The 20,575-nt window shown below is 68.8% G+C and carries 17 protein-coding genes; 8 read left to right on the plus strand and 9 right to left on the minus strand.

Annotated features, from left to right (window positions below):
• Positions 1 to 5 precede the first annotated feature (5 nt).
• Positions 6 to 1,358, plus strand: a complete 1,353-nt coding sequence (locus tag V6Z91_RS21190) for an erythromycin esterase family protein (RefSeq protein ID WP_338760774.1) — start codon at positions 6 to 8, stop codon at positions 1,356 to 1,358.
• Between the two features lie 143 nt (positions 1,359 to 1,501).
• On the opposite strand, the gene V6Z91_RS21195 is transcribed toward V6Z91_RS21190, so the two are convergent.
• Both V6Z91_RS21195 and trpS read right to left on the minus strand, forming a co-directional pair.
• The gene (locus V6Z91_RS21195; protein WP_338760776.1) at positions 1,502 to 1,762 is read right to left on the minus strand and encodes a DUF1294 domain-containing protein; all 261 of its coding nucleotides are present in this window, start codon (positions 1,760 to 1,762) and stop codon (positions 1,502 to 1,504) included.
• Between the two features lie 20 nt (positions 1,763 to 1,782).
• Positions 1,783 to 2,823, minus strand: coding sequence for a tryptophan--tRNA ligase (gene trpS / locus V6Z91_RS21200; protein ID WP_338760778.1), 1,041 nt, complete (start codon positions 2,821 to 2,823; stop codon positions 1,783 to 1,785).
• 438 nt (positions 2,824 to 3,261) lie between these two features.
• Here trpS and V6Z91_RS21205 point away from each other — a divergent pair, with 438 nt between their 5' ends.
• Complete coding sequence (locus V6Z91_RS21205) at positions 3,262 to 5,007, plus strand: galactose oxidase early set domain-containing protein (protein WP_338760781.1); 1,746 nt, start codon at positions 3,262 to 3,264, stop codon at positions 5,005 to 5,007.
• A gap of 57 nt (positions 5,008 to 5,064) precedes the next feature.
• On the opposite strand, the gene V6Z91_RS21210 is transcribed toward V6Z91_RS21205, so the two are convergent.
• Positions 5,065 to 5,529 carry a YXWGXW repeat-containing protein gene (locus V6Z91_RS21210; protein ID WP_338760783.1) on the minus strand — a complete coding sequence of 155 codons (465 nt, stop codon included), beginning with the start codon at positions 5,527 to 5,529 and terminating at the stop codon, positions 5,065 to 5,067.
• Between the two features lie 151 nt (positions 5,530 to 5,680).
• Between V6Z91_RS21210 and V6Z91_RS21215 the strand changes: the two genes are divergently transcribed.
• Positions 5,681 to 7,594 (plus strand): CocE/NonD family hydrolase, encoded by a 1,914-nt coding sequence (locus tag V6Z91_RS21215; protein ID WP_338760786.1) that lies wholly within the window; start codon positions 5,681 to 5,683, stop codon positions 7,592 to 7,594.
• Between the two features lie 148 nt (positions 7,595 to 7,742).
• Here the strand turns inward: V6Z91_RS21215 and V6Z91_RS21220 are convergent, their stop codons facing one another.
• Entirely contained in the window at positions 7,743 to 8,699 is a 957-nt protein-coding gene (locus V6Z91_RS21220) for an AraC family transcriptional regulator (protein ID WP_338760789.1), read from the minus strand.
• Between the two features lie 157 nt (positions 8,700 to 8,856).
• Between V6Z91_RS21220 and V6Z91_RS21225 the strand changes: the two genes are divergently transcribed.
• Positions 8,857 to 9,495 (plus strand): SDR family NAD(P)-dependent oxidoreductase, encoded by a 639-nt coding sequence (locus tag V6Z91_RS21225; protein ID WP_338760792.1) that lies wholly within the window; start codon positions 8,857 to 8,859, stop codon positions 9,493 to 9,495.
• 4 nt (positions 9,496 to 9,499) lie between these two features.
• Here V6Z91_RS21225 and V6Z91_RS21230 read toward each other — a convergent pair whose 3' ends face one another.
• From V6Z91_RS21230 to V6Z91_RS21240, 3 genes are read right to left on the minus strand one after another with little or no spacing between them, the layout of a single operon-like run.
• A complete protein-coding gene (locus tag V6Z91_RS21230) occupies positions 9,500 to 10,741 on the minus strand; it encodes a TCR/Tet family MFS transporter (protein WP_338760795.1) in 1,242 nt (413 codons plus the stop codon).
• On the minus strand, positions 10,738 to 12,645 hold the full coding sequence (locus V6Z91_RS21235) for a DUF3857 and transglutaminase domain-containing protein (RefSeq protein ID WP_338760798.1): 1,908 nt from the start codon (positions 12,643 to 12,645) through the stop codon (positions 10,738 to 10,740). The genes V6Z91_RS21230 and V6Z91_RS21235 overlap by 4 nt, the downstream gene beginning before the upstream one ends.
• 4 nt (positions 12,646 to 12,649) lie before the next feature.
• Positions 12,650 to 13,300: an HD domain-containing protein gene (locus tag V6Z91_RS21240; RefSeq protein WP_338771984.1), complete on the minus strand. Its 651-nt coding sequence runs from the start codon at positions 13,298 to 13,300 to the stop codon at positions 12,650 to 12,652.
• A 178-nt stretch (positions 13,301 to 13,478) separates the two neighbouring features.
• On the opposite strand from V6Z91_RS21240, the gene V6Z91_RS21245 reads away from it, so the two are divergent.
• On the plus strand, positions 13,479 to 13,967 hold the full coding sequence (locus V6Z91_RS21245) for a chemotaxis protein CheW (RefSeq protein WP_338760800.1): 489 nt from the start codon (positions 13,479 to 13,481) through the stop codon (positions 13,965 to 13,967).
• 3 nt (positions 13,968 to 13,970) lie between these two features.
• Here the strand turns inward: V6Z91_RS21245 and V6Z91_RS21250 are convergent, their stop codons facing one another.
• Both V6Z91_RS21250 and V6Z91_RS21255 read right to left on the minus strand, forming a co-directional pair.
• A complete protein-coding gene (locus V6Z91_RS21250) occupies positions 13,971 to 14,453 on the minus strand; it encodes a ribonuclease HI family protein (protein WP_338760806.1) in 483 nt (160 codons plus the stop codon).
• Positions 14,454 to 14,549: 96 nt separating this feature from the next.
• Positions 14,550 to 15,176 (minus strand): thrombospondin type 3 repeat-containing protein, encoded by a 627-nt coding sequence (locus tag V6Z91_RS21255; protein WP_338760809.1) that lies wholly within the window; start codon positions 15,174 to 15,176, stop codon positions 14,550 to 14,552.
• A gap of 361 nt (positions 15,177 to 15,537) precedes the next feature.
• On the opposite strand from V6Z91_RS21255, the gene V6Z91_RS21260 reads away from it, so the two are divergent.
• From V6Z91_RS21260 to V6Z91_RS21270, 3 genes are all read left to right on the plus strand, one after another.
• A complete protein-coding gene (locus tag V6Z91_RS21260; protein WP_338760812.1) occupies positions 15,538 to 18,603 on the plus strand; it encodes a penicillin-binding transpeptidase domain-containing protein in 3,066 nt (1,021 codons plus the stop codon).
• A gap of 215 nt (positions 18,604 to 18,818) precedes the next feature.
• Positions 18,819 to 20,054, plus strand: a complete 1,236-nt coding sequence (locus V6Z91_RS21265) for a hypothetical protein (RefSeq protein ID WP_338760815.1) — start codon at positions 18,819 to 18,821, stop codon at positions 20,052 to 20,054.
• The gene (locus V6Z91_RS21270; protein WP_338760818.1) at positions 20,041 to 20,574 is read left to right on the plus strand and encodes a hypothetical protein; all 534 of its coding nucleotides are present in this window, start codon (positions 20,041 to 20,043) and stop codon (positions 20,572 to 20,574) included. Before V6Z91_RS21265 ends, V6Z91_RS21270 begins: the two co-directional genes overlap by 14 nt.
• The last annotated feature ends 1 nt before the right edge of the window (position 20,575 follow it).

A 20,575-nucleotide genomic window follows, 5' to 3' on the forward strand; every position in this document is an offset into this window, starting at 1 on the left:
CCATCATGACAGACAAGAAGATCATCGCTGCATTGAAGGGCGAGGCGCGGCCATTCACGGCGGCCGAGGATATCGACTATCTGCTCGAATCGATCGGCGACGCCTCGATCGTGCTGCTCGGCGAGGCCACCCACGGCACGCGCGAGTTCTACCGCCTGCGCGCGGAAATCAGCAAGCGCCTGATCGTGGAGAAGGGCTTCGACGCCATCGCCGTCGAGGCGGACTGGCCCGATGCGCTGCGGGTGTCCCGCTACGTGCAGCACGGCGGCGACGACATGACGGCCGAGGGCGCGCTGTCCGGCTACAAGCGTTTCCCACAGTGGATGTGGCGCAACCATGAAATCGTCGACCTGGTGAACTGGCTGCGCGAGCACAACGCGCACGTGGCGAGCAATGCGCGGCGGGTGGGCTTCTACGGGGTCGACCTGTACAGCCTGCAGCAATCGATGCACGCGGTGATCGCCTACCTTGACCAGGAAGACCCGGAAGCGGCGGAGCGGGCGCGCCAGCGCTATGGCTGCATCGACCACATGGCCGAGGACCCGCAGCGCTACGGCTACGCCACGTCGTTCGGCATGAAGCCGCACTGCGAACAGGAAGTGGTGCGGCAATTGATGGAACTGACGCGCCAGGCAAACCTGTACGTCCAGCAGCTGGGCGGCCAGGTGCCCGACGAACTGTTCTACGCACAGCAGAACGCGCGCGTGGCGCGCAACGCGGAAACCTACTACCGCTCGATGTTCCAGAGCCGCGACGAATCGTGGAACGTGCGCGACTCGCACATGGCGGAAACGCTGGAAGCGCTGCGCGAGCACATCAGCCAGCGCACGGGGCGCCCCGGCAAGATCGTCGTGTGGGCGCACAATTCGCACCTGGGCGACGCGCGCTACACGGAGATGGGCGAGCACGGCCAGTTGAACCTGGGCCAGCTGGTGCGGGAACGCTACCGGCCGGAGGACATCTTCCTGCTGGGATTTACCACGCATACTGGCACGGTGACGGCGGCCACGGAATGGGATGGTCCGGCGGAGCTCAAGCCCGTGGTGCCGTCGCGCCCGGACAGCGTGGAACGCCTGATGCATGAGACGTCGGTCGCCACCGGCATGGACCAGTTCCTGCTGCCGCTGCGCGGCCGCGACAGCATGCTCGCGCGGCTGCCGTCACGCTACCTGGAACGCGCCATCGGCGTGATCTACCGGCCGGAGTCGGAGCGCTACAGCCATTATTTTTACGCGGACGCCGCGAAGCAGTTCGATGCGCTGGTTCACGTGGACCGGAGCACGGCGCTACCGCCGCTGGAACGGTCGGCGCTGTGGAAGCAGGACGAGGTACCGGAGACGTACCCGAGCGGGTTGTAACCCATGAAATAGTTGCCCGAAAAATGGGGTCTGTCCCCATTTTTGAAGCAACATCGGTGCGCGGAGGTTTGCGGCCGCGCTGGACCTGAATTTTAGCGGGAGGAGCCGGCTCCGGCCGCCGGTCTTCTTCTGCCGCAGTCGTGTCAGCCGGCGTAGTACGCAAGCGCCGTCGCCAGCGCGAGATGGACGCCGGTGCCGATCCAGAACTTTACCTGGAACGATGTCTTGCTCGACTTATGCCGCAGGAGGCGTTGGCCCAGCAGTCCACCCGGCCAGCCGCCCACCAGCCCCAGCAGCAGCAGCGTACGCTCGGGCGTGCGCCGCCGCCCCAGCCGCGCGGCGCGCTTGTCGATGGCGTACAGGATGAAGCAGGCCAGGCTGGTACACGCGTACCAGCCGGCCACAACCAGCGAGGCGACGAGGCTCAGAAGTAGTTCAGGCCCAGCGCGGCCTTCACTTCGTCGGCCGTCCGCGCCGCCACTTCGCGGGCGCGCGCGGTGCCTTCCTTCAGCAACTGCATCACGTAGCCCTTGTCCTTCGCGTATTCTTCCCGGCGTGCGCGGATCGGGCCCAGCAACTCCTGCAGCACGGCTTCCAGGCGCTTCTTGACGATGCTGTCGCCCAGGCCGCCGCGCACATAATGCGCCTTCATTTCTTCGAGGGCCGCCTTGTCCGGGTCGAAGGCGTCCAGGTAGATGAAGGCCACATTACCTTCCAGGTGGCCCGGGTCCTGCACGCGCAGGTGCAGCGGGTCCGTATAGACCTTCTTCACGGCGGCCGTGATCTCGTCGGCCGAGGCGCCCAGGTTGATGGTATTGCCCAGCGACTTGCTCATCTTGGCCTTGCCGTCGATGCCCGGCAGGCGGCCGATTTCCGGCACCAGGGCCTTGCACTCGACGAGGATGTCGCGATTCGCGATCCGGTTGAAACGGCGCACGATCTCGTTGGTCTGCTCGATCATCGGGATCTGGTCTTCGCCGACCGGCACGATGGTGGCCTTGAACGCCGAGATATCGGCCGCCTGCGAAGCAGGGTAGGTGAGGAAGCCGGCCGGAATGTCGCGCTCGAAGCCGCGCATCACGATTTCCGCTTTCACCGTGGGATTGCGCTCCAGCCGCGCCACGGTGACCATGTTCAGGTAGTAGAACGTGAGCTCGGCCAGTTCCGGGATCTGCGACTGGATCAGGATGGTGGACTTGGCCGGGTCGATGCCCACGGCCAGGTAATCCAGCGCCACTTCGACCACGTTGCGGCGCACCTTGTCGATGTCGTCCATATTGTCCGTCAGCGCCTGCGAGTCGGCCAGCATGATGAACTGCTTGTATTCGTGCTGGTAGGAGACGCGGTTGCGCAGGCTGCCCACGTAGTGGCCCAGGTGCAGCGGGCCGGTCGGGCGGTCGCCGGTGAGGATCACGGCAGGCGTGGCAGCGGGAGAGGCGGCAGGGGTGTTTTCAGGCTGGCTCATAGGCTTCTTTCGGGTTGGCCCCCGCCCCGATGCGCCATGCGAAACGCCACCTTGGCAGAGGCGGCGTCATTGAAATCACATCACTTCAAACGGGGGCCGCACGACGTGGAGCGGCGCCACCAGGGACCGTGACAAGCGCGGACAAAGGGATGCGATAGGGGAAAAATCATCCCGCGATGGTCGCAGGTTCATGCCGAGCTGTCAAGGCAGCCAGGGACCGGCGCCCCATCCATGTGCGCGTGGCGATGGCCCGCCTTGCGCGCACGCGGCGCGACGTTCGGCTGGCTATCCTCTCGGGAACTGCTACCTTGTAGGAGAAAATCGGACGGCATGTCCGACTCTGCCGGGCGGCGCTCGGCGTCATGGCAAGACTCTCACCACGGCATCGTTGATGTTGGCCGAGCCGGCTTGGCGCAAACCTGATTGAAGGAGGCAGCGATGGAAACGCAGCAGAAGACGAGTTTGCACGGGAAGTCGCGGGTCGCATTGCTCTGCATGGGAATCGGCGCCATGGCGCTGGCGCCCGGTGTTCCGGCGCTTGCGGCGCCGTCCGTTCCCGTTGCTTGCAACGATGCGCGCGCGGAGGCGCGCCTGCGGGAACGCGAGACGGCGGTGCTGGGCGCAAGGCATGCGGCGGAGCATGCGGACGCTCGCCGAAGACAATGCCGGGCCGCGAAAGGACTGGAAGCCGCCCGTACCGTGGATCCGGCGGCCCTTTCCGCCGCCGCGGTAAGACCCGCCAATGTGATGGGCCGCTGGGGTTCACCGATCCGTATCCCCGTGGCGGGTGTCACCGCCGTCCTGCTGCACAACGGCAAGGTCCTGTTCTGGTCCTATGAGCCGGGCAGCTGGGGTAATCCGAACGGGTCCAATACCGGCGTGGCCTACCTGTGGGACCCAGCCACGAGGAGCGGCCGCTCCATCACGCCGCCGGAAAACATCTGGTGCGCCGGACAGACGATCCTGGGCGATGGGCGGGTGTATATCGCGGGCGGCAACCTGCGCTATCCCGATCCCTCCGCCGAGCCGGGGCAGGGCGGATGGCAAGGCACCTTGACGCACTACACGTTCAATCCCAACAACGCTTCGTTCACCAGGCAGTATCCGGACATGATCACCGGCCGCTGGTATCCGACCGTCACCCAGCTCGGCGACGACCGGGTGGTGATCACGAGCGGCTATGACGAGAACGGGGGCAACGACGTTACCCAACAGGTGGAGATATTCACGCCGTCGCCGGATATGGACGGGAATGGCAGCATCACCGAAATTTCACCGCACAACCCGAGCGGTCTCTATCCTTTCCAGTACGTGCTGGCGTCGGGCGACATGCTGCAGGCGGGCCCCGGCCGGTACAACAGCTCCTTGCTGGACGTCGATCTGTTGAGCTGGAGTGCGCTTCCGCCGATGCAGGCGTGGCATTACGATTATGGGAACGGACTCGTCTACGCGGATGCCTCGGTAACGCCGGTCCGTCAGGTCGTGCTGGTCGCCGGCGGCGTGACCGCGGGCCCCGCGGTAACGGGCGATATCGAGATGCTGGACGGTACCAACCCCGCAGCGGGATGGAAGGCGTTTCCGCGCTGGGCGCAGCGGCGCCATAATTCGAATACGGTCATCTTGGCGGACGGAACATTGCTCACCGTCGGCGGCAACAGCGCGACCTCGTCCTATGGCGATCCGGTGTTCGACACGGAGCTGTATACCAGGCCGCCCACCGACGCCACCGGAAGCTGGGTAAAGGTGATGCCACACACCGTCCAAGCCGCCTATCACTCCACGGCCATCCTCCTGCCCGACGCCACGGTATTGCTCGCGCAGGACGACCAGGACAAGTCACCGACCGCGGCGCAGCACGTCCAGGTCTACTCTCCGCCTTACCTGTTCAAGGGCAGCCGTCCCCGTATCACTTTCGCTCCCCCGGCGGTCACCTGGGGGCAGGCGGTTGCCATTCTGACCGATACCCCCAGGATTTCGGGCGCCATGCTGATCGCACCAGGCGCAACCACGCATGGCAACGACATGCACCAGCGTGCGATCAAGCTGCCATCGCGAACGCTCGGCCGCACGGTGCAGGTGACGATCCCGTCATCCTCATCGCTGGTGCCGCCCGGGTACTACATGCTGTTCGTCCTGAACGCGACCGGGGTTCCGTCAGTGGCCAAATTCATCCGCGTCATGTGAACCGGCCCGCCGGGCGTTGCTCGGCGCGGGCCCGTCGAGACAGGCCCGCCACCGCCATCAGTAACGGCGCGGGTTGTCCGGCCGGGCATCGAGGCGGTTCGGCACGCCGTCGCGATCGCTATCGATCCTGCGGTCGTGGCGGCTGGCGATGCCGCCACGATCGCTGCCCACCCCATGGTGACGGTCGTAGCGGTTCGGTATGCCATCGTGGTCGCGATCGCCGCGCTGCCAGGCGCCGCGCGTCAATTGCCAGCGGCCGTCGCGCTCGCGCCAGCTCGGTGCGGCCCAGTGGTAGCCCGCGCGCGCCTTCACGTACTTGCCTCTTACCCATGCATAGCGGTGACCGTTCCAGTTCCAGTAGCCGGGCGTCCACACATAACCGTGGCGGGCCTGCGGCACCACTTCGTGACGTGGTGGCGGCGGCGCCTTGCGCACGACGACGATTTCCGTGGCGGCCAGCGCGGGCGCGCCGACGGCACCCAGCGAAGCGGCGAACATCGCGGCGATCAGCAGTTTTTTCATTTGGTACTCCTTGTGGTGAACGGTAGGCTCCATTATTGGCGGAACTTGTTACTGCATTATTCCCACAGCCAACTTCTCTGTAAGCAATTGTTTCGTTGCTTAAAAGGAAATAGCGGGGTACCATCGGCCATCTTTGTCCCTGGAGGAACCGATGCCGCTGCGCCTTGCACTTGCCCTGTCCCTGATCGCGCCGAACGCCGTGGCGCAGACGCCGCCGATGGCGCCCGATATCGGCACCAGGTTCGCCGTGCCCGCGGACGCGGCCGACCATGTCAGGCGCGAAGTCGTGATCCCCATGCGCGACGGCGTGAAGCTGTACACGGTGATCGTGGTGCCGAAGGGAGCGAAGAATGCGCCGATCATCCTGACCCGCACGCCATACAACGCGGCCGGCCGCACCCAGCGCAACAAGAGCCCCAGCATGCTTGCCACGCTGCCGCAGGGCGACGAGACGTTCGTGCGGGAAGGCTACATCCGCGTGTTCCAGGACGTGCGCGGCAAGTACGGTTCCGACGGCGACTACGTGATGACACGCCCGCTGCGCGGCCCCCTGAACGGTACGAAGACGGACCATGCCACCGACGCCTGGGACACCATCGAATGGCTGGTGAAGAACGTGCCCGAATCGAATGGCAAGGTAGGCATGCTGGGTTCCTCGTACGAAGGATTCACCGTGCTGATGGCGCTGGCCGACCCGCACCCGGCGCTGAAAGTGGCGGTGCCGATGAGCCCCATGGTCGACGGCTGGCGCGGCGACGACTGGTTCCACAACGGCGCCTTCCGCATGCCCACGCTGGCCTATATCGCCAGCCAGACCACTGTGCGCGGCCGCGGCGAAGCGCTGCCCACCGGCGTCTACGACGACTACGAGGGCGTGCTGCGCGGCGGGTCGGCCGCCGGCTATGCGCGCCAGTTCGGGCTCGACAAGCTCAATTACACGAAGAAGCTGTTCGAACACCCCGCCTACGACAGCTACTGGCAGCACCAGGCGCTGGACCGGCTGCTGGGCGCGCGCAAGCTGAAGGTGCCGACGATGACGGTGGTCGGCCAGTGGGACCAGGAAGACATCTATGGCGCCTACGCCGTGTACGAGGCGCTCGAACCGCAGGACCGGAACAACGACCTCAATTACCTGGTGGTCGGACCGTGGCGCCACAGCGGCGTCAACTACGACGGCTCCTCGCTGGGTGCACTGAAGTTCACCGGCGACACGGCGCTCGAATTCCGCCGCGACGTGATGCAGCCGTTCCTGGACCAGTACCTGAAGGATGGCGCGCCGAAGGCGGAGACGCCGCCGGTGCTGTCCTACCAGAGCGGCAGCAACCGCTGGCAGCGGCTGCAACGCTGGCCGCTGGCCTGCGCCAGCGGCTGCCCGGCGCCCGCGCAGACCGTCTACCTGCACGACGGCTTCAAGCTCTCGTTCACGGCGCCCGCCGCGTCCGCCGATGGCTTCGACGAATACGTGTCCGACCCGGCGAAGCCGGTACCGTTCGTGCCGCGCCCGGTGCGGATGGGCGACCCGGAAGTGTGGCGCCCGTGGCTGGTCAGCGACCAGCGCTTCGTCGCGGACCGGCCGGACGTGCTGACCTACGTATCAGAGCCGCTGAAGGCGCCCATGCAACTGGCCGGCGCGCCCGTGGTGAACCTGTTCGCCTCGACGTCCGGCACGGATGCCGACTGGGTCGTGAAGGTGATCGACGTCTACCCGGACGAAGTGCCGTCGCAGCCAGAACTGGGCGGCTACCAGTTGCCGCTGGCGATGGATATCTTCCGCGGCCGCTACCGCAACAGCCTGGAGCATCCCGAGCCCGTCGCCGCCGGCAAGCCGGAACGCTACCGCTTCGCGCTGCCGAACGTGAACCACGTGATCCTGCCGGGCCACCGGCTGATGGTGCAGATCCAGTCGAGCTGGTTCCCGCTGTACGACCGCAATCCGCAGCGCTATGTGGCCAATATTTTTCACGCACAGCCGAGGGATTATGTGAAGGCGACGCAGCGAATCTATCGCACCGGCGAGTTGCGCAGTGCGATCGAGTTGCCGGTGGTGCCGGCCGGCCAGCGGTAGCCTCACGGGAAAACCGGTGTCGGACACCATTTCCCTGCGGGAAATGGTGTCCGACACCGAGGCTTGCTGCTGGCGGCGATGATCATTTGTGTCTGACACCATTTTTCGCAGAAAAATGGTGTCAGACACAGGTTTTCTCTACCGCCAGCTACGGCGCGCTGACGTATGGCGACCCGCGTCCCCCGGGCGCCTGCGCCAGCAGGCTGCGCATCTCGCGCGCTTCCTCGACCGGCGTGCGCCCGAAGAAGCGCTTGAACTCGCGCGAGAACTGCGACGTGCTCTCGTAGCCCACGCGCCCGCACGCGGTGGCGGCCGTCACGCCATCCTGCACCATCAACAAGCGCGCTTTGTGCAGCCGCGTCGACTTCAGGTACTGGATCGGCGACGTCGTCGTCACCGCCTTGAAGCCGGCGTGGAAGGCGGCCTGGCTCATGCCCGCTTCGCGGGCGAGGGTGGCCACGTCGATGGGCCGGTGGTAGTCGCTGTGGATGCGCCGCAGTGCCTTGCCGATCTTGGCGAACTGCGTCTGGTGGGCGAGGCCGGCGCGCAGCGCGCCACCCTGTTCGCCGGTGAGCACGCGGAACAGGATCTCGCGCAGGATGCCCTGGCCCAGCAGCCGCGTCTCGACCGGGGACGTGAGGGCCTGCAGCAGGCGCAGCACGGCGTCACCCAGCGCATCGTCCAGGTGCGAGGCCATGATGCCGCGCGGCGCCGGCGGCGGCGGCGTATTGCCGGGCTGCGCCTCGTCGACGGCAAGGGCGATCTCGGCGGCCAGTTGCAGGTCGATGGGGATCGAGATCGCCAGCATCGGTTCGGCCGCGCTGGCGCGCACGGTCTCGCCTTCGAACGGCAGCGGCACGGACAGCACGAGGAATTGCTGCGCGTGGTAGTCGAACGCCTCGCCGCCCAGGTAGCCCCGCTTGTGCCCCTGGCAGACGACGACGATGCACGGCTCCACCAGCGCCGGGCTGCGCGGGCGTACCGAGTGCGCTCGCATGAACTTCACGCCGGGCAGTGCGCACAGCGTATAGCCTTCGTCCGGCGCCAGCACGCCCATCAGCTCCACCATCCGCGCCTGCCGCTCAGTGGTCGCCATTGCCATCATGTGTCCTCCATCGTTTTCGGCACCGATTATGCCGCGATCGGCGGCGAAATTGGCATCGCGTGGAGGATCAGGCAATGATTCGAAACCTTCCCGCAATCCGCCGCGCGGCGCCCGGCCTACACTGTCGATCTCGCAACCGATCAGCCAGGAGAATCAGATGGTGGAACAGAAAATCGTCCTGATCACCGGCGCCACGGGACGCATCGGCGCGGCGGCGGCGCGCCGGCTGGCCGAGGAGGGCCATCACGTGGTACTGGGCGCGCGCCGCATCGAGCGGCTGGTGATGCTGGCCGCTGAAATCCGCGCCGCCGGCGGCAGCGCCGACTGCCACGTGGTGGACGTGACCGACGCGGACGACGCGCAGACCTTCGTGCTGGCCGCCTTCGCGAAGTTCGGCCGGGTGGACGTGCTGGTCAACGCGGCCGGCGTCGCGGCACCGTCCCGCCTCGATACCCTGAAGCTGCTGGAATGGGACCGCATGCTGGATGTGAACGTGCGCGGCGCCCTGTACGCGATCGCGGCCGTGCTGCCGCTCATGCAGCGGGCCGGTGGAGGCCACGTCGTCAACCTGGCTTCGGCTGCCGCGCCCGGTGCCGGCGCGGCAGTGCAGGGCGCCACGGCCCACGCAGTGCAGGCGATTTCCGCGGCGCTGCGGCAAGAGGAGCCGTCGATCGAGGTCACCGTCGTCGCGCCGGACGTGCCGGGCGGCGCGGCGGCGGTGGCGGCGGCGATCGAGGCGGGGGTATCGAGGCCCAGGTCGCGGCCGGTGCTGCTGGCCGAGGCCTGCGCCGCCTGAAGGGTCACAGCGTGCGATGGTGGTCGCGGAACCAGCGGCGCGCGAACAGGATGGCGACGGCCTGCATGCCCGCGCTGACGAAGAAGGTGACGCCGATGCGCCAGTCCGATGGCGGCAGGTGGCTCACCTTCGCCAGCAGGAAGCCGCCGGCGAGCGGCATCACGACCACGCCCACGCTGTTGATCGCGTGCAGGGACCCCATCAACTCGCCCTGCTCGGTGGGCGGCGTGGCCTTCGAGATGATGCCCTGCAGCGCCGGCCCCGCCGCGAAGGCCAGCAGGTTGCACAGGATGAGCACATACATCATCCAGCCCTCGGTGGCCAGGCCATACAGCAGGTAGGTGATGGCGCCGGAACCGAGCCCCAGCAGCGACAGCCGCACCTCGCCGAAGCGTTTCATGAGGATGCCCAGCAGCCACGCCTGCACGAGCACGGATGCGATGCCCACGCAGAACAGCGCCACGCCATTCTGCGTGGTCGACCAGCCGAAACGGAACGTCGTGTACAGCACCCACGTGGTGTGCAGCATCGTCTGCGCCAGTGCGACCAGGGCGAACACGATCACGAGGCCGCGCGTGGCGCGCCGGCGCCACAGTTTCACCAGCCCGCCGACGGGGTTGAGCTTGTGCAGCGCGAACGCGCCGCGCCGTTCCGGCGGCAGCGATTCGGGCAGGAAGAACCAGCCGTAGATGAAGTTGGCCGCCGACATGCCGGCCGCCACGTAGAACGGCAGGTGCAGGTCGATGCCGCCCAGCACACCGCCCAGCATGGGGCCGGCGATGAAGCCCATCCCGAAGGCGGCGCCGATCTTGCCGAAGCTTTTCGCCCGATTGTCCGGCGTGGAAATGTCCGAGGCATAGGCCGAGGCGACCGACATGCTGGCCGCCGACATGCCGCCGATCACGCGGCCAACCAGCAGCCACGCCAGGTTCGCCGCCAATGCCGTGACGAGGAAGTTCAGCGCCATGCCGGCCATCGAGTACAGCAGCACGGGGCGCCGGCCGACCTTGTCCGACAGCGCGCCCAGCATCGGCATGAACAGGAACTGCATCAGGCCGAAGGTGGCGCCCAGCAAGCCATACCACAGCGATTGCTGCTCGCGCGCGCCCACGAACTCGCCCACCAGCACGGGCAGCACGGGGATGATCAGGCCGACGCCGAGCATGTCGATGAACACGCAGAGCAGTACGAAGTTGAGGTTCACCGCCTTGGGCGGCGCGGCGGTGTCGGGAGCGACGTCTTTCATGGTTTGACGGCGGCCGCGGCCACCTCGGTATCGTTCAGCACGAACACCAGCCGGCCATGCATGGCGCGGCTGATGCGGTTCATCGCGGGCCGCAGCGCCTGGTATTCCTGCGGGGTGCACCAGCCGCGCGGATTGCCGGCGACCACCCGGCGGGCAAGGTGGTAGCGCATGCCGTCGCGTGAATCGTCACGCGAATCGTCGCGCCAATAAGTCGCCTGGTAGTCCACGTTGTCCTGCCGGATCGACAGGTTCTTCGGCACATACAGCACCTGCATGGCGGGCGGCAGCTCGATCGTCATGCTGTCTTCCACGGCGAACGGTTCGCAGCGCGCGTCGTACTGCCGCGCGCTTTCCGTGAAGCGGCCGGCGAAACCGGCCAGCGGCACCGGGCCGTTCATGCCGGGCAGGAAGGAGAGCACGCCGGCTTCCGGCTGGCTGACGTAGTTGCGGATGCGCTCCGTGTAGCGCACGCCCAGCACCCCCGGCCCGGCCTGGGGAAGGGCTTCCACGCTGCCGTCGCCTTCGTAACCGTTGGCGGCCATCGTGCGGCGCACCCAGTCGGCCGTGCCGGCGGCGGCGACGCCGTCGATGAACTGCCGCACCGCCACGGCGTTGCGGCCATGGCCGACGATGTCGGTCACGCGTTCGGCGGAGCCGTCCAGCGCCACCTTCAGCGTGACCTTGCGCTCCACCCGCATGCTCGCCGGGTCCGGGAGCGGCGTGCGGCGCAGCGCCGGCGCGAGGCGGGTGGCCAGTGCGGGCTTGCCCGCGTCATTGTCGGGCAACAGGCCGAACGGCATCGCGTCGTCGGTCGCGTCGAGGTAGATGTCGAGCGCGGGCAGGTAGCTGATCGCATGGTCGAACCACATCACGGGAATGTCCGGCAGCGTGAAGTTTTCGCCATCGGCGCGCAGCAGCACCGGTGACGCGGCAATGCTGCGCGCCGCGAGCAGCGCTTCGAGCAGCACCACGTGGTCCTTGCAATCGCCATAGCGGCGCTCCAGCACCGTGGCGGCATCGTTCGGCACCCACCCGCCATCGCCTACGTAGCTGGCCACGTAGCGCACGTTGGCGCGCACCCAGTCGTACAGCAGGCGCGCCTGTTCCCGGGGTGCGGCGGCCTCGCCGGCCACTTCCTTCGCCAGCGCGCGGATCGCCGGCGTCAGTGCCGCCTTCGGGGCCGCGCCCCGTTCGTAGGCGCCGGCCACCGCCTGCCAGTCGGCGAAGGTGGAGAGCATCAGGTGCGGCGTGCGCCGCCAGCCGTTGGCCGCGTTCGGTTCGGCGGTGGCTGTGCCGGTACTGCGATAGCGCCAGCGCAGCACGCGTTCGGAGCCCTCCACGGCCGCTTCCTGGGCCAGCCCGTACTGCGCCACCTTCAGGGGCAGCGCGGCGGCATGGCGCACGGTGATCTCGCTGTCGTCGCGGATCACGTCGTCCTGCAGGAACATCACGTGCGACATGCCGCCCGGCAGTTCCGGCACGTTCTGCACGAGGCGGTAGCGCAGCCGGATCGCGTCGCCGGCCGCCAGCCGTGGGAATGTCACTTGCAAGAGGCGCTTTTCCGGGAACGACACGCCGCCCAGTATGCCTTCCTGCACCTGGATCGCCGCCGGGTCGACGGGAATCGTTGCGCCGTCGGCGGAAATGGTTTCCGCCGCGAGCAGCTCCAGCGTCTGGCGCCGTGCATCCCAGTTCACGTATTGCTGGCCGAGCGTGCCGGCGCCCGCCGCGTCGATGGCGCGCCACGTGTAGTCGACCGTCTGTTCCAGCGTGTGGTCGGCGCGGATGACGATATCGGTGCGTTCGCGTACCGCCCGTACGTGGCCTTCGCCATCGGCATGCGCGCCGTGCGCCGCAGTGCCGAGCAGGGCAAGCAGGAGCGCGTGTGCCGGCCGGAATGCCATGGCCTTACGCGGGCTGCGCCCACTCCGCCACGAACTGCTCGCGGAACGCCATCAGCGCGCGCATGCGCTCCTCGCCGAGGCGGCGGCCGGCCGCCGTCTGCATCGTACCGGGCAGCGTGGCCAGCTTCACGGCGATGTGGTCGAGAGAATAGGCCTTGTCGTCCAGCGGGCGGTGCAGCCCGGCCGGGTCGGTGGGATGCGCCAGGCCGGAACCCATCCGGCCAGCCGTGTAGAACATGCGCGCCAGGCCGACGGTGCCCAGCGCGTCCAGCCGGTCCGCATCCTGCACGATCTTCGCCTCGATGGTCGTGGGCGTGAGGCCGGCCGAGAAGCTGTGCGTCTCGATCGCGTGGGCGACGCCGGGCAGCAAACCGGCCGGGAAGCCGGCCGCCTCCAGCTCGCGCACCGCCTGCACGGCGGCATGCCGCGAGGCCAGGTGCCGCTCCGGGTGGTTCTTCGGCAGGTTGACGATATCGTGCAGGTAGCAGGCCGCGAGCACCACGAGCGCGTCGGCATCGGGATGCTCGGCCAGCAGCGCCGTGGCATTGCGCCACACGCGGTGCAGGTGGCTGGTGTCGTGCGCGCCATCGTCTCCGGGCATGGCGGCCGCGATCGCGACCAGCTTCGGCTGCCAGCTGGCCAGCGAGGGATTCATTGTTGTCATGTTCTGATCAATACGGCAATCGATGCATTGTGCCACGAATGAAACGCTTTTGCTGTAATTTGAGCAATTTTTTGGACTATTGTTGTTGCCTTGTGGAATTTCTGGTGCATCGAAACTTGGCCTGAGGTAACATTTCGCATCGTTTAGCCGTACATCAACAGGAACAACAATGACCGATACCGTCAGCAGCAATGCCAGCGTTCACAGCCCGGCCGAGTACCTCGCCTTCACCCTGGGCAAGGAAGAATATGGCATCGATATCCAGAAAGTGAGCGAGATCCGCAACTACGAAGCGCCCACGCGGATCGCCAGCGCGCCGGACTACGTGAAGGGGGTGATCAACCTGCGCGGCACCATCGTGCCGATCGTGGACATGCGTATCCGTTTCGCGCTGGGCACGCCGGAATACGGCCCGTTCACCGTCGTGATCATCCTGAACATTGGTGGCCGCACGGTCGGCATGGTGGTCGACGCCGTATCCGACGTGACGACGTTGACGCCGGACCAGATCAAGGCGACACCGGACATCGGTTCGTCGCTGAACACGGAACACATTGTCGGCCTGGGCACGATCGACGAGCGCATGCTGATCCTGGTGGACATCGACCGCCTGATGTCGAGCGAGGAGATGGGCCTGGTCGAGCGCCTGGCCGCCTGATCCTCAGGCGCCGCCGATCGCCTGTTGTGACAGCGCGTCGGCGGCCCCGTTGCGGTGCCGCGGCAGCCACCGCACCGCCACGCTGTCCAGCCGGGCCATCAGGCCGAGCGCCTGGGCGCGGTAGCTTTCCAGCCCGCGCGCGCCGGGCATTCCTTCGATCAGCACATCCTGCACCACCACCTGGCTGTCGCCATACGCGGCGAGCTCGCGCGCACCGGCCGCCACGGCCGCTTCCAGCAGCGCGATCAGCGCCAGGTATTCCGCGTCGCCACTGCTGCCGACGCCCACGCGGCGGCTGATCTCGATCCGTTCTCCCGCCGGGCCCACCAGCACTGCGCCGATTCCGATGCGGCCGGGATTCGGCGTGGCCGAGCCGTCGAACCAGCCGCGCCACAGCAGCGGCGAGGCCGCTACCGCGCGGCGCGCCAGCTTCTCGGCGGCGGCGCGGGCCTGGGCGAGGGCGCGGGGAGTGGGGGAGCTGGTCATCGGGCGGCGCGAAAAAGCGCCGATTCTACAGCGCGCCGGGACGGTTCGAAAAAAAATGCCATCCGCGCGGATGGCATTTTTGTCTTGCTGTTGCTGTTAACGCCGCCACGGATTCTCCGGGCGGTGGTCATAACGGTTCGGCACACCGTCACCGTCGCGGTCGCGGTCGTGGCGGTTCGGAATGCCGTCGCGGTCCTGGTCGCGGCGCGGGCCGTGGCCGTAGTAGGCCTGGCCGCCGTGGCCGTAGCCCCGGTCGTAGCCGCGATCATAACCCCGGTCATAGCCGCGCTCGTAGCGCCGGTTGTAGTGGTTCGGGTCACGATCCGACCAGTTCGGCCGGCCGTCGCCGTCGCGGTCGCGGTCGAAGCGGTTCGGCACGCCGTCGCGATCGAGGTCGCCGCGCGGGCCGAAGCGGTTCCAGCGCGCCTGCTCGTAGCGCCAGCGGCCGTCGTACTCGACCCAGCGCGGCGGCGCGTACACATAGCCGGGCCGCTCGGCCAGCCAGCGCCCGTCCATCCACAGGTGGCGGTGGCCGTTCCAGTCCCAGTAGCCGGGCGCCCACACATAACCGTGGCGCGGCGGCGGTTGCGCTTCCCACCGCAGCGGTGGCGGCGCCGAGCCGATGACGATGTTCACGTCTACCTGGGCCAGGGCCGGCGCGGGGGCGAACGCCGCGGCGCCGAAGGCGATGGCCGCTACTGCGATGAATGATGTCCTGATCATGATTTCTCTCTCCGCAAGGGATCTGTTATCTGCTGGCGGGCCGCCTGGCGCCCCGTTGAATGCACTATAGCGCGCCCGTTTCCGCACGAGAAAAGCGATTTCAGATTCTTACAAATGGCGCAGAGTTTGCTACGGCTTGTTTCGCTTGTGTATCGGGGCGGTAACCGTAGCTGGTGTCGGACATTTTTTCCGGGGCAGTTTCCGGAAAAAGTGTACGTCACCGGGGTTCTTAAGAGGCAAGCGCGAACGAAAACCAGTGTCGGACACCATTTCCTGGATGAGGCGTCCAGGAAATGATGTCCGACACCGAAGCTGCAGAGGCGGTGGTGATTCTTTCCATCTCCCCCCGCTAGCCGGCCGCATGAGCCAACGGTTGATCCAACTCGTCGAAGAACGCCGCCGCGCCTGGCGCCGCGGCAGGAACCTGCGCGGTCCGCGTGCGGTGCCGTGGGGCCTGGTCGGCGCGGCGGTGCTCGTGGTGGCTGGCGGGGCGCTGCTCGCTGCGCATGCGCTGAGGCTGGGCGAGGCCGCGGGAACGAAGGCGGAAGGCGACGCGCTGCGCGCGGCAACCCTCTTGCAACCGCTGGTGCCCGGCGCGCGCTTCACCGTGCCGGCGGCGCCGGGCGTGGCGATGCTGCCGCAGCCCGGCGGCGCCATCGTCGTGGCGAGCCGGATGCGGGCCGGGCTGCCGGTGCGCGTCGACCTGTGCCGGCAGATGGCCGACGCCTCCGGCCGGCTGCTGCCACTGCGGCTGGGGCACCGGTTAGCCGACGTCGAACAATGGGAACGCACTGCGGCGGGACGCCTGGCGGTGCGTAACGTCTTGCTGGTGGCGCAAGGATCGAAGGCGACGGCGGCGATGCCGCAGGTGAAACTGGCCGGCCATGCCGGTCTGCCGCTGCAATTGACGTGGACCGGCGCGGCGGCGCGCTGGCTCGGCGATGGCGGCGAAGGCATCGTGCGCGGCGCGGCGGGCCGGGTGGCATTGCGCGACGAAGGCTGGCTGGCCTGGGAAGGCGGCGCGTTGCACGTGGTGCGCCGTCCGGCGGCGGAGTGCGCGCGCGCCGGCGAGCTGGTGGCGCGGCTGTACCAGCCCGACGCCGCCGCGCAGGGCAGGGCGCTGGTGACGGCGGTGGCCGCGAGCGGTGCCGCCGCCACGGCGTGGCTGGCACCCGGCAGCTACACGGTTGCCTCCTTGCCGGCGCCGGAACTGGAAGACGAGGCGCTGTTCGCGGCCCTGCAGGCGCACGGCCTGGTGCGCCTGGCGGACGATGGTGCCATCCTGCTCGCCCCGCCGGACCTGCCGGCCTGGCGCGCCGCCGCGCCGGCCTTGCGCGCGGCGGACCTGGGCGCGTGGCGCCAGGTGCGCCTCGACGCCGCCACTGCCAGCCTGCTGCGCCGCCTGTACCGCCAGGCCGACGGCAGCTACGTGCGCCAGCAGGTGGCGTTGTACAACAGCGAGCGCGCCCTGCTGGCGTGGCGCGTGCGCGCGGGCGACCCGTCGCGCTGGCAGGCGGAAGGCCCGGTGACGGACGCTCCGCCGCCGCAGGCGGCCCGGCTGTTCGCCGCCCTGCCGCAGGGCTGGCAGCCGTGGACGCGGCTGGCCGCACTGCCTGGTACCGCAGCCACCGCCCGGCTCGCGCTCGACCTGCCGCGACAGCCCGGCGACGCGCCCCTCACCTTGCTGCTGGCCGGTCGCCTGTCCGCCGTGGAGGGCGCCATCGTGCATGCGTACCCGGCATGCGACGGCCGCGCGTGCACGGCGCCGGACGATGTGCAGCGATTGCAGTTGGCGCCGCGGCCGGGCGCCCGGCGCATCGTGCTGACCGTGCAGCCGCTCGATGCGCGCACGTTCGAACGGCCGGGCGACCGGCAGTATCGCCACCTGCGCGTGGTGGCGAACCGGATTGTCTGGCAACCGCTGGCCAAGCCGGCGCCGGCCGCCTCGCCGCGCGGCGGGGCGGCCCCGGCGCTCCTTGCCGATCGCCACGGGACGACGTTATGGGCCGATGACGCCACGAGCGGCGCGGCCGCCGCGGCGGGCCTCGCGCCCTTGCTCGGCCTTGGGTCCGGCCACGCATCCGGCATCGCCGGCATGCTGGCGCGCGCCGGCGGCGGCCACGCGCGCCTGTCGCTCGACCTGCCCGTGCAGGCGCTGGCGCAGCGCGTGCTCGACTGCGTGGCTTTGCGGCGCGGGCGCTGGCAGGGAGGCATGTGCGAAGGTGGCAGCGCGCCGCCGCCGGGCCGCAAGGCCGGGGTGCTGATGCTTGACGCGGAAAATGGCGATATCCTGGCCGCCGCCGGGGCCGGCCAGCCGCACGTGGATGCCGGCAACTGGGCGGAAGCCCAGGCGCTGGACCGCGCCAGCCCGGCGGACAGCGCGCTGCGGCTGCCGGCCTTCCAGCACGACGGCGGCGCGCACCACAGTCCCGGTTCCACGTTCAAGGTCGTCAGCGCGCTGGGCCTGGAGCTGGCCGCGCGCGGCGACCGGCGGCTCGATGCCTTGCTGGCCGGCCCGTCGCTGCCGGCCATCAATGCGGCGGCGCGCGAGCTGGGGTTCGACTTCGCGACCGGCGCGCCGACCTACCCGGCGGCGGCGCGCGGCGCCTACGTGACCAACTACCGCGAGCAGGGCATCGACCGGCGTGCGCACGAGGGGCGGCTCGGCCTGGCGCAGGCGCTCACGTACAGCCTGAACACGTGGTTCGCCTGGACCGGGGAGCTGTCCGACCGCACGCTGTTCGGCCGGGCCGATGGCGGCGCGCCCGGCGTGCAGCCGCTCGAGACGGGCGCGCTGGACGATGCCCGGCCCATCCTGGCGGCGGCGCGCCGGCTCGGCTTCGAACGGCCGCTGCGCCTCGACGGCGGCCTGCTGCCGCGCGACTTCCGCTGGGGCGACTACGATGCCTTGCAGGCGACGCCCGCGCGGATCGATCCGATCCATACGCGCCACGAGCTGCGCCAGATGAGCATCGGCTTGCGTATGCAGGCCACGCCCTTGCAGATGGCGCTGGCCGCCGGCGCGATCGGCCAGGGCGCCACCGTTGCGCCGCGCCTGCTGCTCGAGCTGGATGGCCGCGCCGCCGCCGACCCGCGCCCCCAGAAGCTGGAAGTACGGCTCGACCGCATCCGCGCCGGCATGAAAGGCGTGATCGACGCCGGCACGGCGGCGGGCGCCTTCGGCGCGCTGCCGCGCCAGGTGCGCGCCGGCCTGTACGGCAAGACCGGCACGGCGCCCACGGGGACCGGCAGCGCCACGGTGTGGTTCACCGGCTGGCTGGAACCGGGAACCCTGCCGGGCCAGCGGCACCGGCTCGCCTTCGCCGTCTATGCCAGCCATTCCGACGGCACGGGGGGCAGGCACGCGGCCCCCGCCATCGCCGCCATCCTCGCCGCGCTGGCGGGCCAAAGCGAAACCCAGCGCTAACATCCAGGCTCAAACCGTCGGGTTTAACCCCAGCTTTGGCTTTTGGGTAGCCGTCGGCGCCAGCAGCGTCCGAGCCTTGCTTCCGTTGCAGGTAGCCCGAATAGGAGGTGAAATGGCAGCATCCACGAACGATTGAAATCTGCTCAACCATGGCATGATGCGAGAATGGCCACCGCAGGCCCGCCGATCTCCGGCAACCCGGTGGCCAGGGACGCATGATGAGGCTGCCAGGAACGCGCTACCAGGAACCCGGCTGGGAACAAGTGAGGAAACTCCTCGGCCATGCTTCGCTCGTCGCCTTCCGGCAGTGCGAGCTGGCGCACCTGCTCGACCCGGCCCGGCACGCGGCCATGCTGGACTGGTACACGGACGCGGTGGCCCATGCCTTGCGCGGCGCGGGGCAATCGCTGCGCGGCGCGGCGCCGGGCAACAGCTATGGCGACAGCGTGGGCGACCTGGCGCTCGCGCTGCTGTTCGAACTGCAGGCGCAGCCGGCATTCTTCACCGCCTTCGCCGGTGCCATCGCGGCCGAGCATGCGAAGGCCGGGCCGTTCTGGCAGCACGCGGCCGGCGACGCGCTGCTGCGCAAGAAGGTCAACGACATGTTCGCCACGCTGCGCGACAAGGCCGATGCCGACAACTACCAGGCCGCCACCGGCCAGCCGTGCACGGCCAACCGCATCTACACTTACCGCATGCTCGACATGGCTTACGCCGCCATCGCCCAGGTGTTCGCCGGCTGGCCCGGTACCGCGCAGCAGGTCGCCGCGATCCTCGGCCGCGAGCCGGACGGCTTTCCCATCGAGGTGCGGCAGCTGAAGTCGATCGCCCAGTGCAGGGCGGCGTGGGTGATCAACTGGAGCGAGACGCTGGAACGGTTCACGGGCGCTCCCGGCCCGCTGCACACCAAGTCCAAGCGCTTCGCCAGCCTGCGCAACAGCCCGCAGAAGATCGGCGCGATGCTCGTCGAGATCGGCGACTACGAGGAACTCTCGGCCAACCGCGACGGCCAGGACTGGCGTCACGACCAAGGCGATACAGCGGCCTGGCTGGAAGACCTGGACCGCGTGGCCGCCGCGGCCGGCGCGACGGAGGCGCCGGACCGCATCCTGCCACTCCCGGACGATGAGGAGATCGGGGAATTTTGCCCGGCCCCCGGCTATATTGCCTCGCCGGGCACGGCGGTCGCCCTGGCATCGTTACACGAGGAAACGCTGCCGGTGCGGCAGGCCGTCTGCCTGAAACTGCTGGGCCCGGTTGACGACAGCTATCCCGACGACTGGCTGGACGAGGACACGGGCGAACTGCCGACGCTGCAACGGCTGGCGCAGCGGGGCGGCATGTCCGTGCCCACGCTGCGCCAGCGGCGCAACGCGGCGCTCGACCGCCTGTATGGCATGCAGGGCATGCACGGCGGCGGGCGCCCCATTGGAGAACATGATGAATCTTGATGCAAAGCTGCGCGAGCGGCTGCTGCTGGCCCGCGCGGTGCCGGGCGACCGGCTGATGCTGGCCGACGCCACGCTGCTGGCCGCGCTGGACGGCACGCGGCCCCTCTCCGCGGGCGAGCTGGCCGCGCTGAACGGCTCGCCCGTCACGCTGCGGCGCTTCCGTCACCTGGCGCTGGCGCGCCGGCGCGGCGCGTGGCAGGCCTCGACCGGCATGCTGCGCGCCGCCGACAGCGGAGAGCTGCCGGCGCTGACGACCGACGACGGCCTGTGGACCCTGCATTTCGTGCCCGAAGGCACGCTCTGGCAGGTAGTGCTTGCGGTGGACGTGGCCGCGCCGCCGGCCGCGGCGCTGCTGCGCGAACGCACGCTGTTGCGCGTGACCGACGGTGCCGGCGGCATCGTGATGCAAGGCCGGCTGGATGCGGACGGCGAGTGCGAACGCCCGTGGCCGTTCGAGGAAACGCCGGCCGAGCACTTCCAGCGACACGGCGCCACCTTTGCCGTGACGGCGCTGGCCTGAG

Origin of the sequence: Massilia sp. METH4 (assembly GCF_037094685.1) — a bacterium.
Taxonomy (GTDB): Bacteria; Pseudomonadota; Gammaproteobacteria; order Burkholderiales; family Burkholderiaceae_D; genus Rugamonas.

Excerpts from the sequence above, each read along its gene's own strand:
- trpS (WP_338760778.1), bottom strand. The coding sequence starts at position 2,823 with ATGAGCCAGCCTGAAAACACCCCTGCCGCCTCTCCCGCTGCCACGCCT.
- V6Z91_RS21235 (WP_338760798.1), bottom strand. The coding sequence starts at position 12,645 with ATGGCATTCCGGCCGGCACACGCGCTCCTGCTTGCCCTGCTCGGCACT.
- V6Z91_RS21240 (WP_338771984.1), bottom strand. The coding sequence starts at position 13,300 with ATGAATCCCTCGCTGGCCAGCTGGCAGCCGAAGCTGGTCGCGATCGCG.
- V6Z91_RS21210 (WP_338760783.1), bottom strand. The coding sequence starts at position 5,529 with ATGAAAAAACTGCTGATCGCCGCGATGTTCGCCGCTTCGCTGGGTGCC.
- V6Z91_RS21260 (WP_338760812.1), top strand. The coding sequence starts at position 15,538 with ATGAGCCAACGGTTGATCCAACTCGTCGAAGAACGCCGCCGCGCCTGG.
- V6Z91_RS21215 (WP_338760786.1), top strand. The coding sequence starts at position 5,681 with ATGCCGCTGCGCCTTGCACTTGCCCTGTCCCTGATCGCGCCGAACGCC.
- V6Z91_RS21220 (WP_338760789.1), bottom strand. The coding sequence starts at position 8,699 with ATGATGGCAATGGCGACCACTGAGCGGCAGGCGCGGATGGTGGAGCTG.
- V6Z91_RS21270 (WP_338760818.1), top strand. The coding sequence starts at position 20,041 with ATGATGAATCTTGATGCAAAGCTGCGCGAGCGGCTGCTGCTGGCCCGC.
- V6Z91_RS21265 (WP_338760815.1), top strand. The coding sequence starts at position 18,819 with ATGATGAGGCTGCCAGGAACGCGCTACCAGGAACCCGGCTGGGAACAA.
- V6Z91_RS21250 (WP_338760806.1), bottom strand. The coding sequence starts at position 14,453 with ATGACCAGCTCCCCCACTCCCCGCGCCCTCGCCCAGGCCCGCGCCGCC.
- V6Z91_RS21190 (WP_338760774.1), top strand. The coding sequence starts at position 6 with ATGACAGACAAGAAGATCATCGCTGCATTGAAGGGCGAGGCGCGGCCA.
- V6Z91_RS21225 (WP_338760792.1), top strand. The coding sequence starts at position 8,857 with ATGGTGGAACAGAAAATCGTCCTGATCACCGGCGCCACGGGACGCATC.
- V6Z91_RS21245 (WP_338760800.1), top strand. The coding sequence starts at position 13,479 with ATGACCGATACCGTCAGCAGCAATGCCAGCGTTCACAGCCCGGCCGAG.
- V6Z91_RS21255 (WP_338760809.1), bottom strand. The coding sequence starts at position 15,176 with ATGATCAGGACATCATTCATCGCAGTAGCGGCCATCGCCTTCGGCGCC.
- V6Z91_RS21230 (WP_338760795.1), bottom strand. The coding sequence starts at position 10,741 with ATGAAAGACGTCGCTCCCGACACCGCCGCGCCGCCCAAGGCGGTGAAC.
- V6Z91_RS21205 (WP_338760781.1), top strand. The coding sequence starts at position 3,262 with ATGGAAACGCAGCAGAAGACGAGTTTGCACGGGAAGTCGCGGGTCGCA.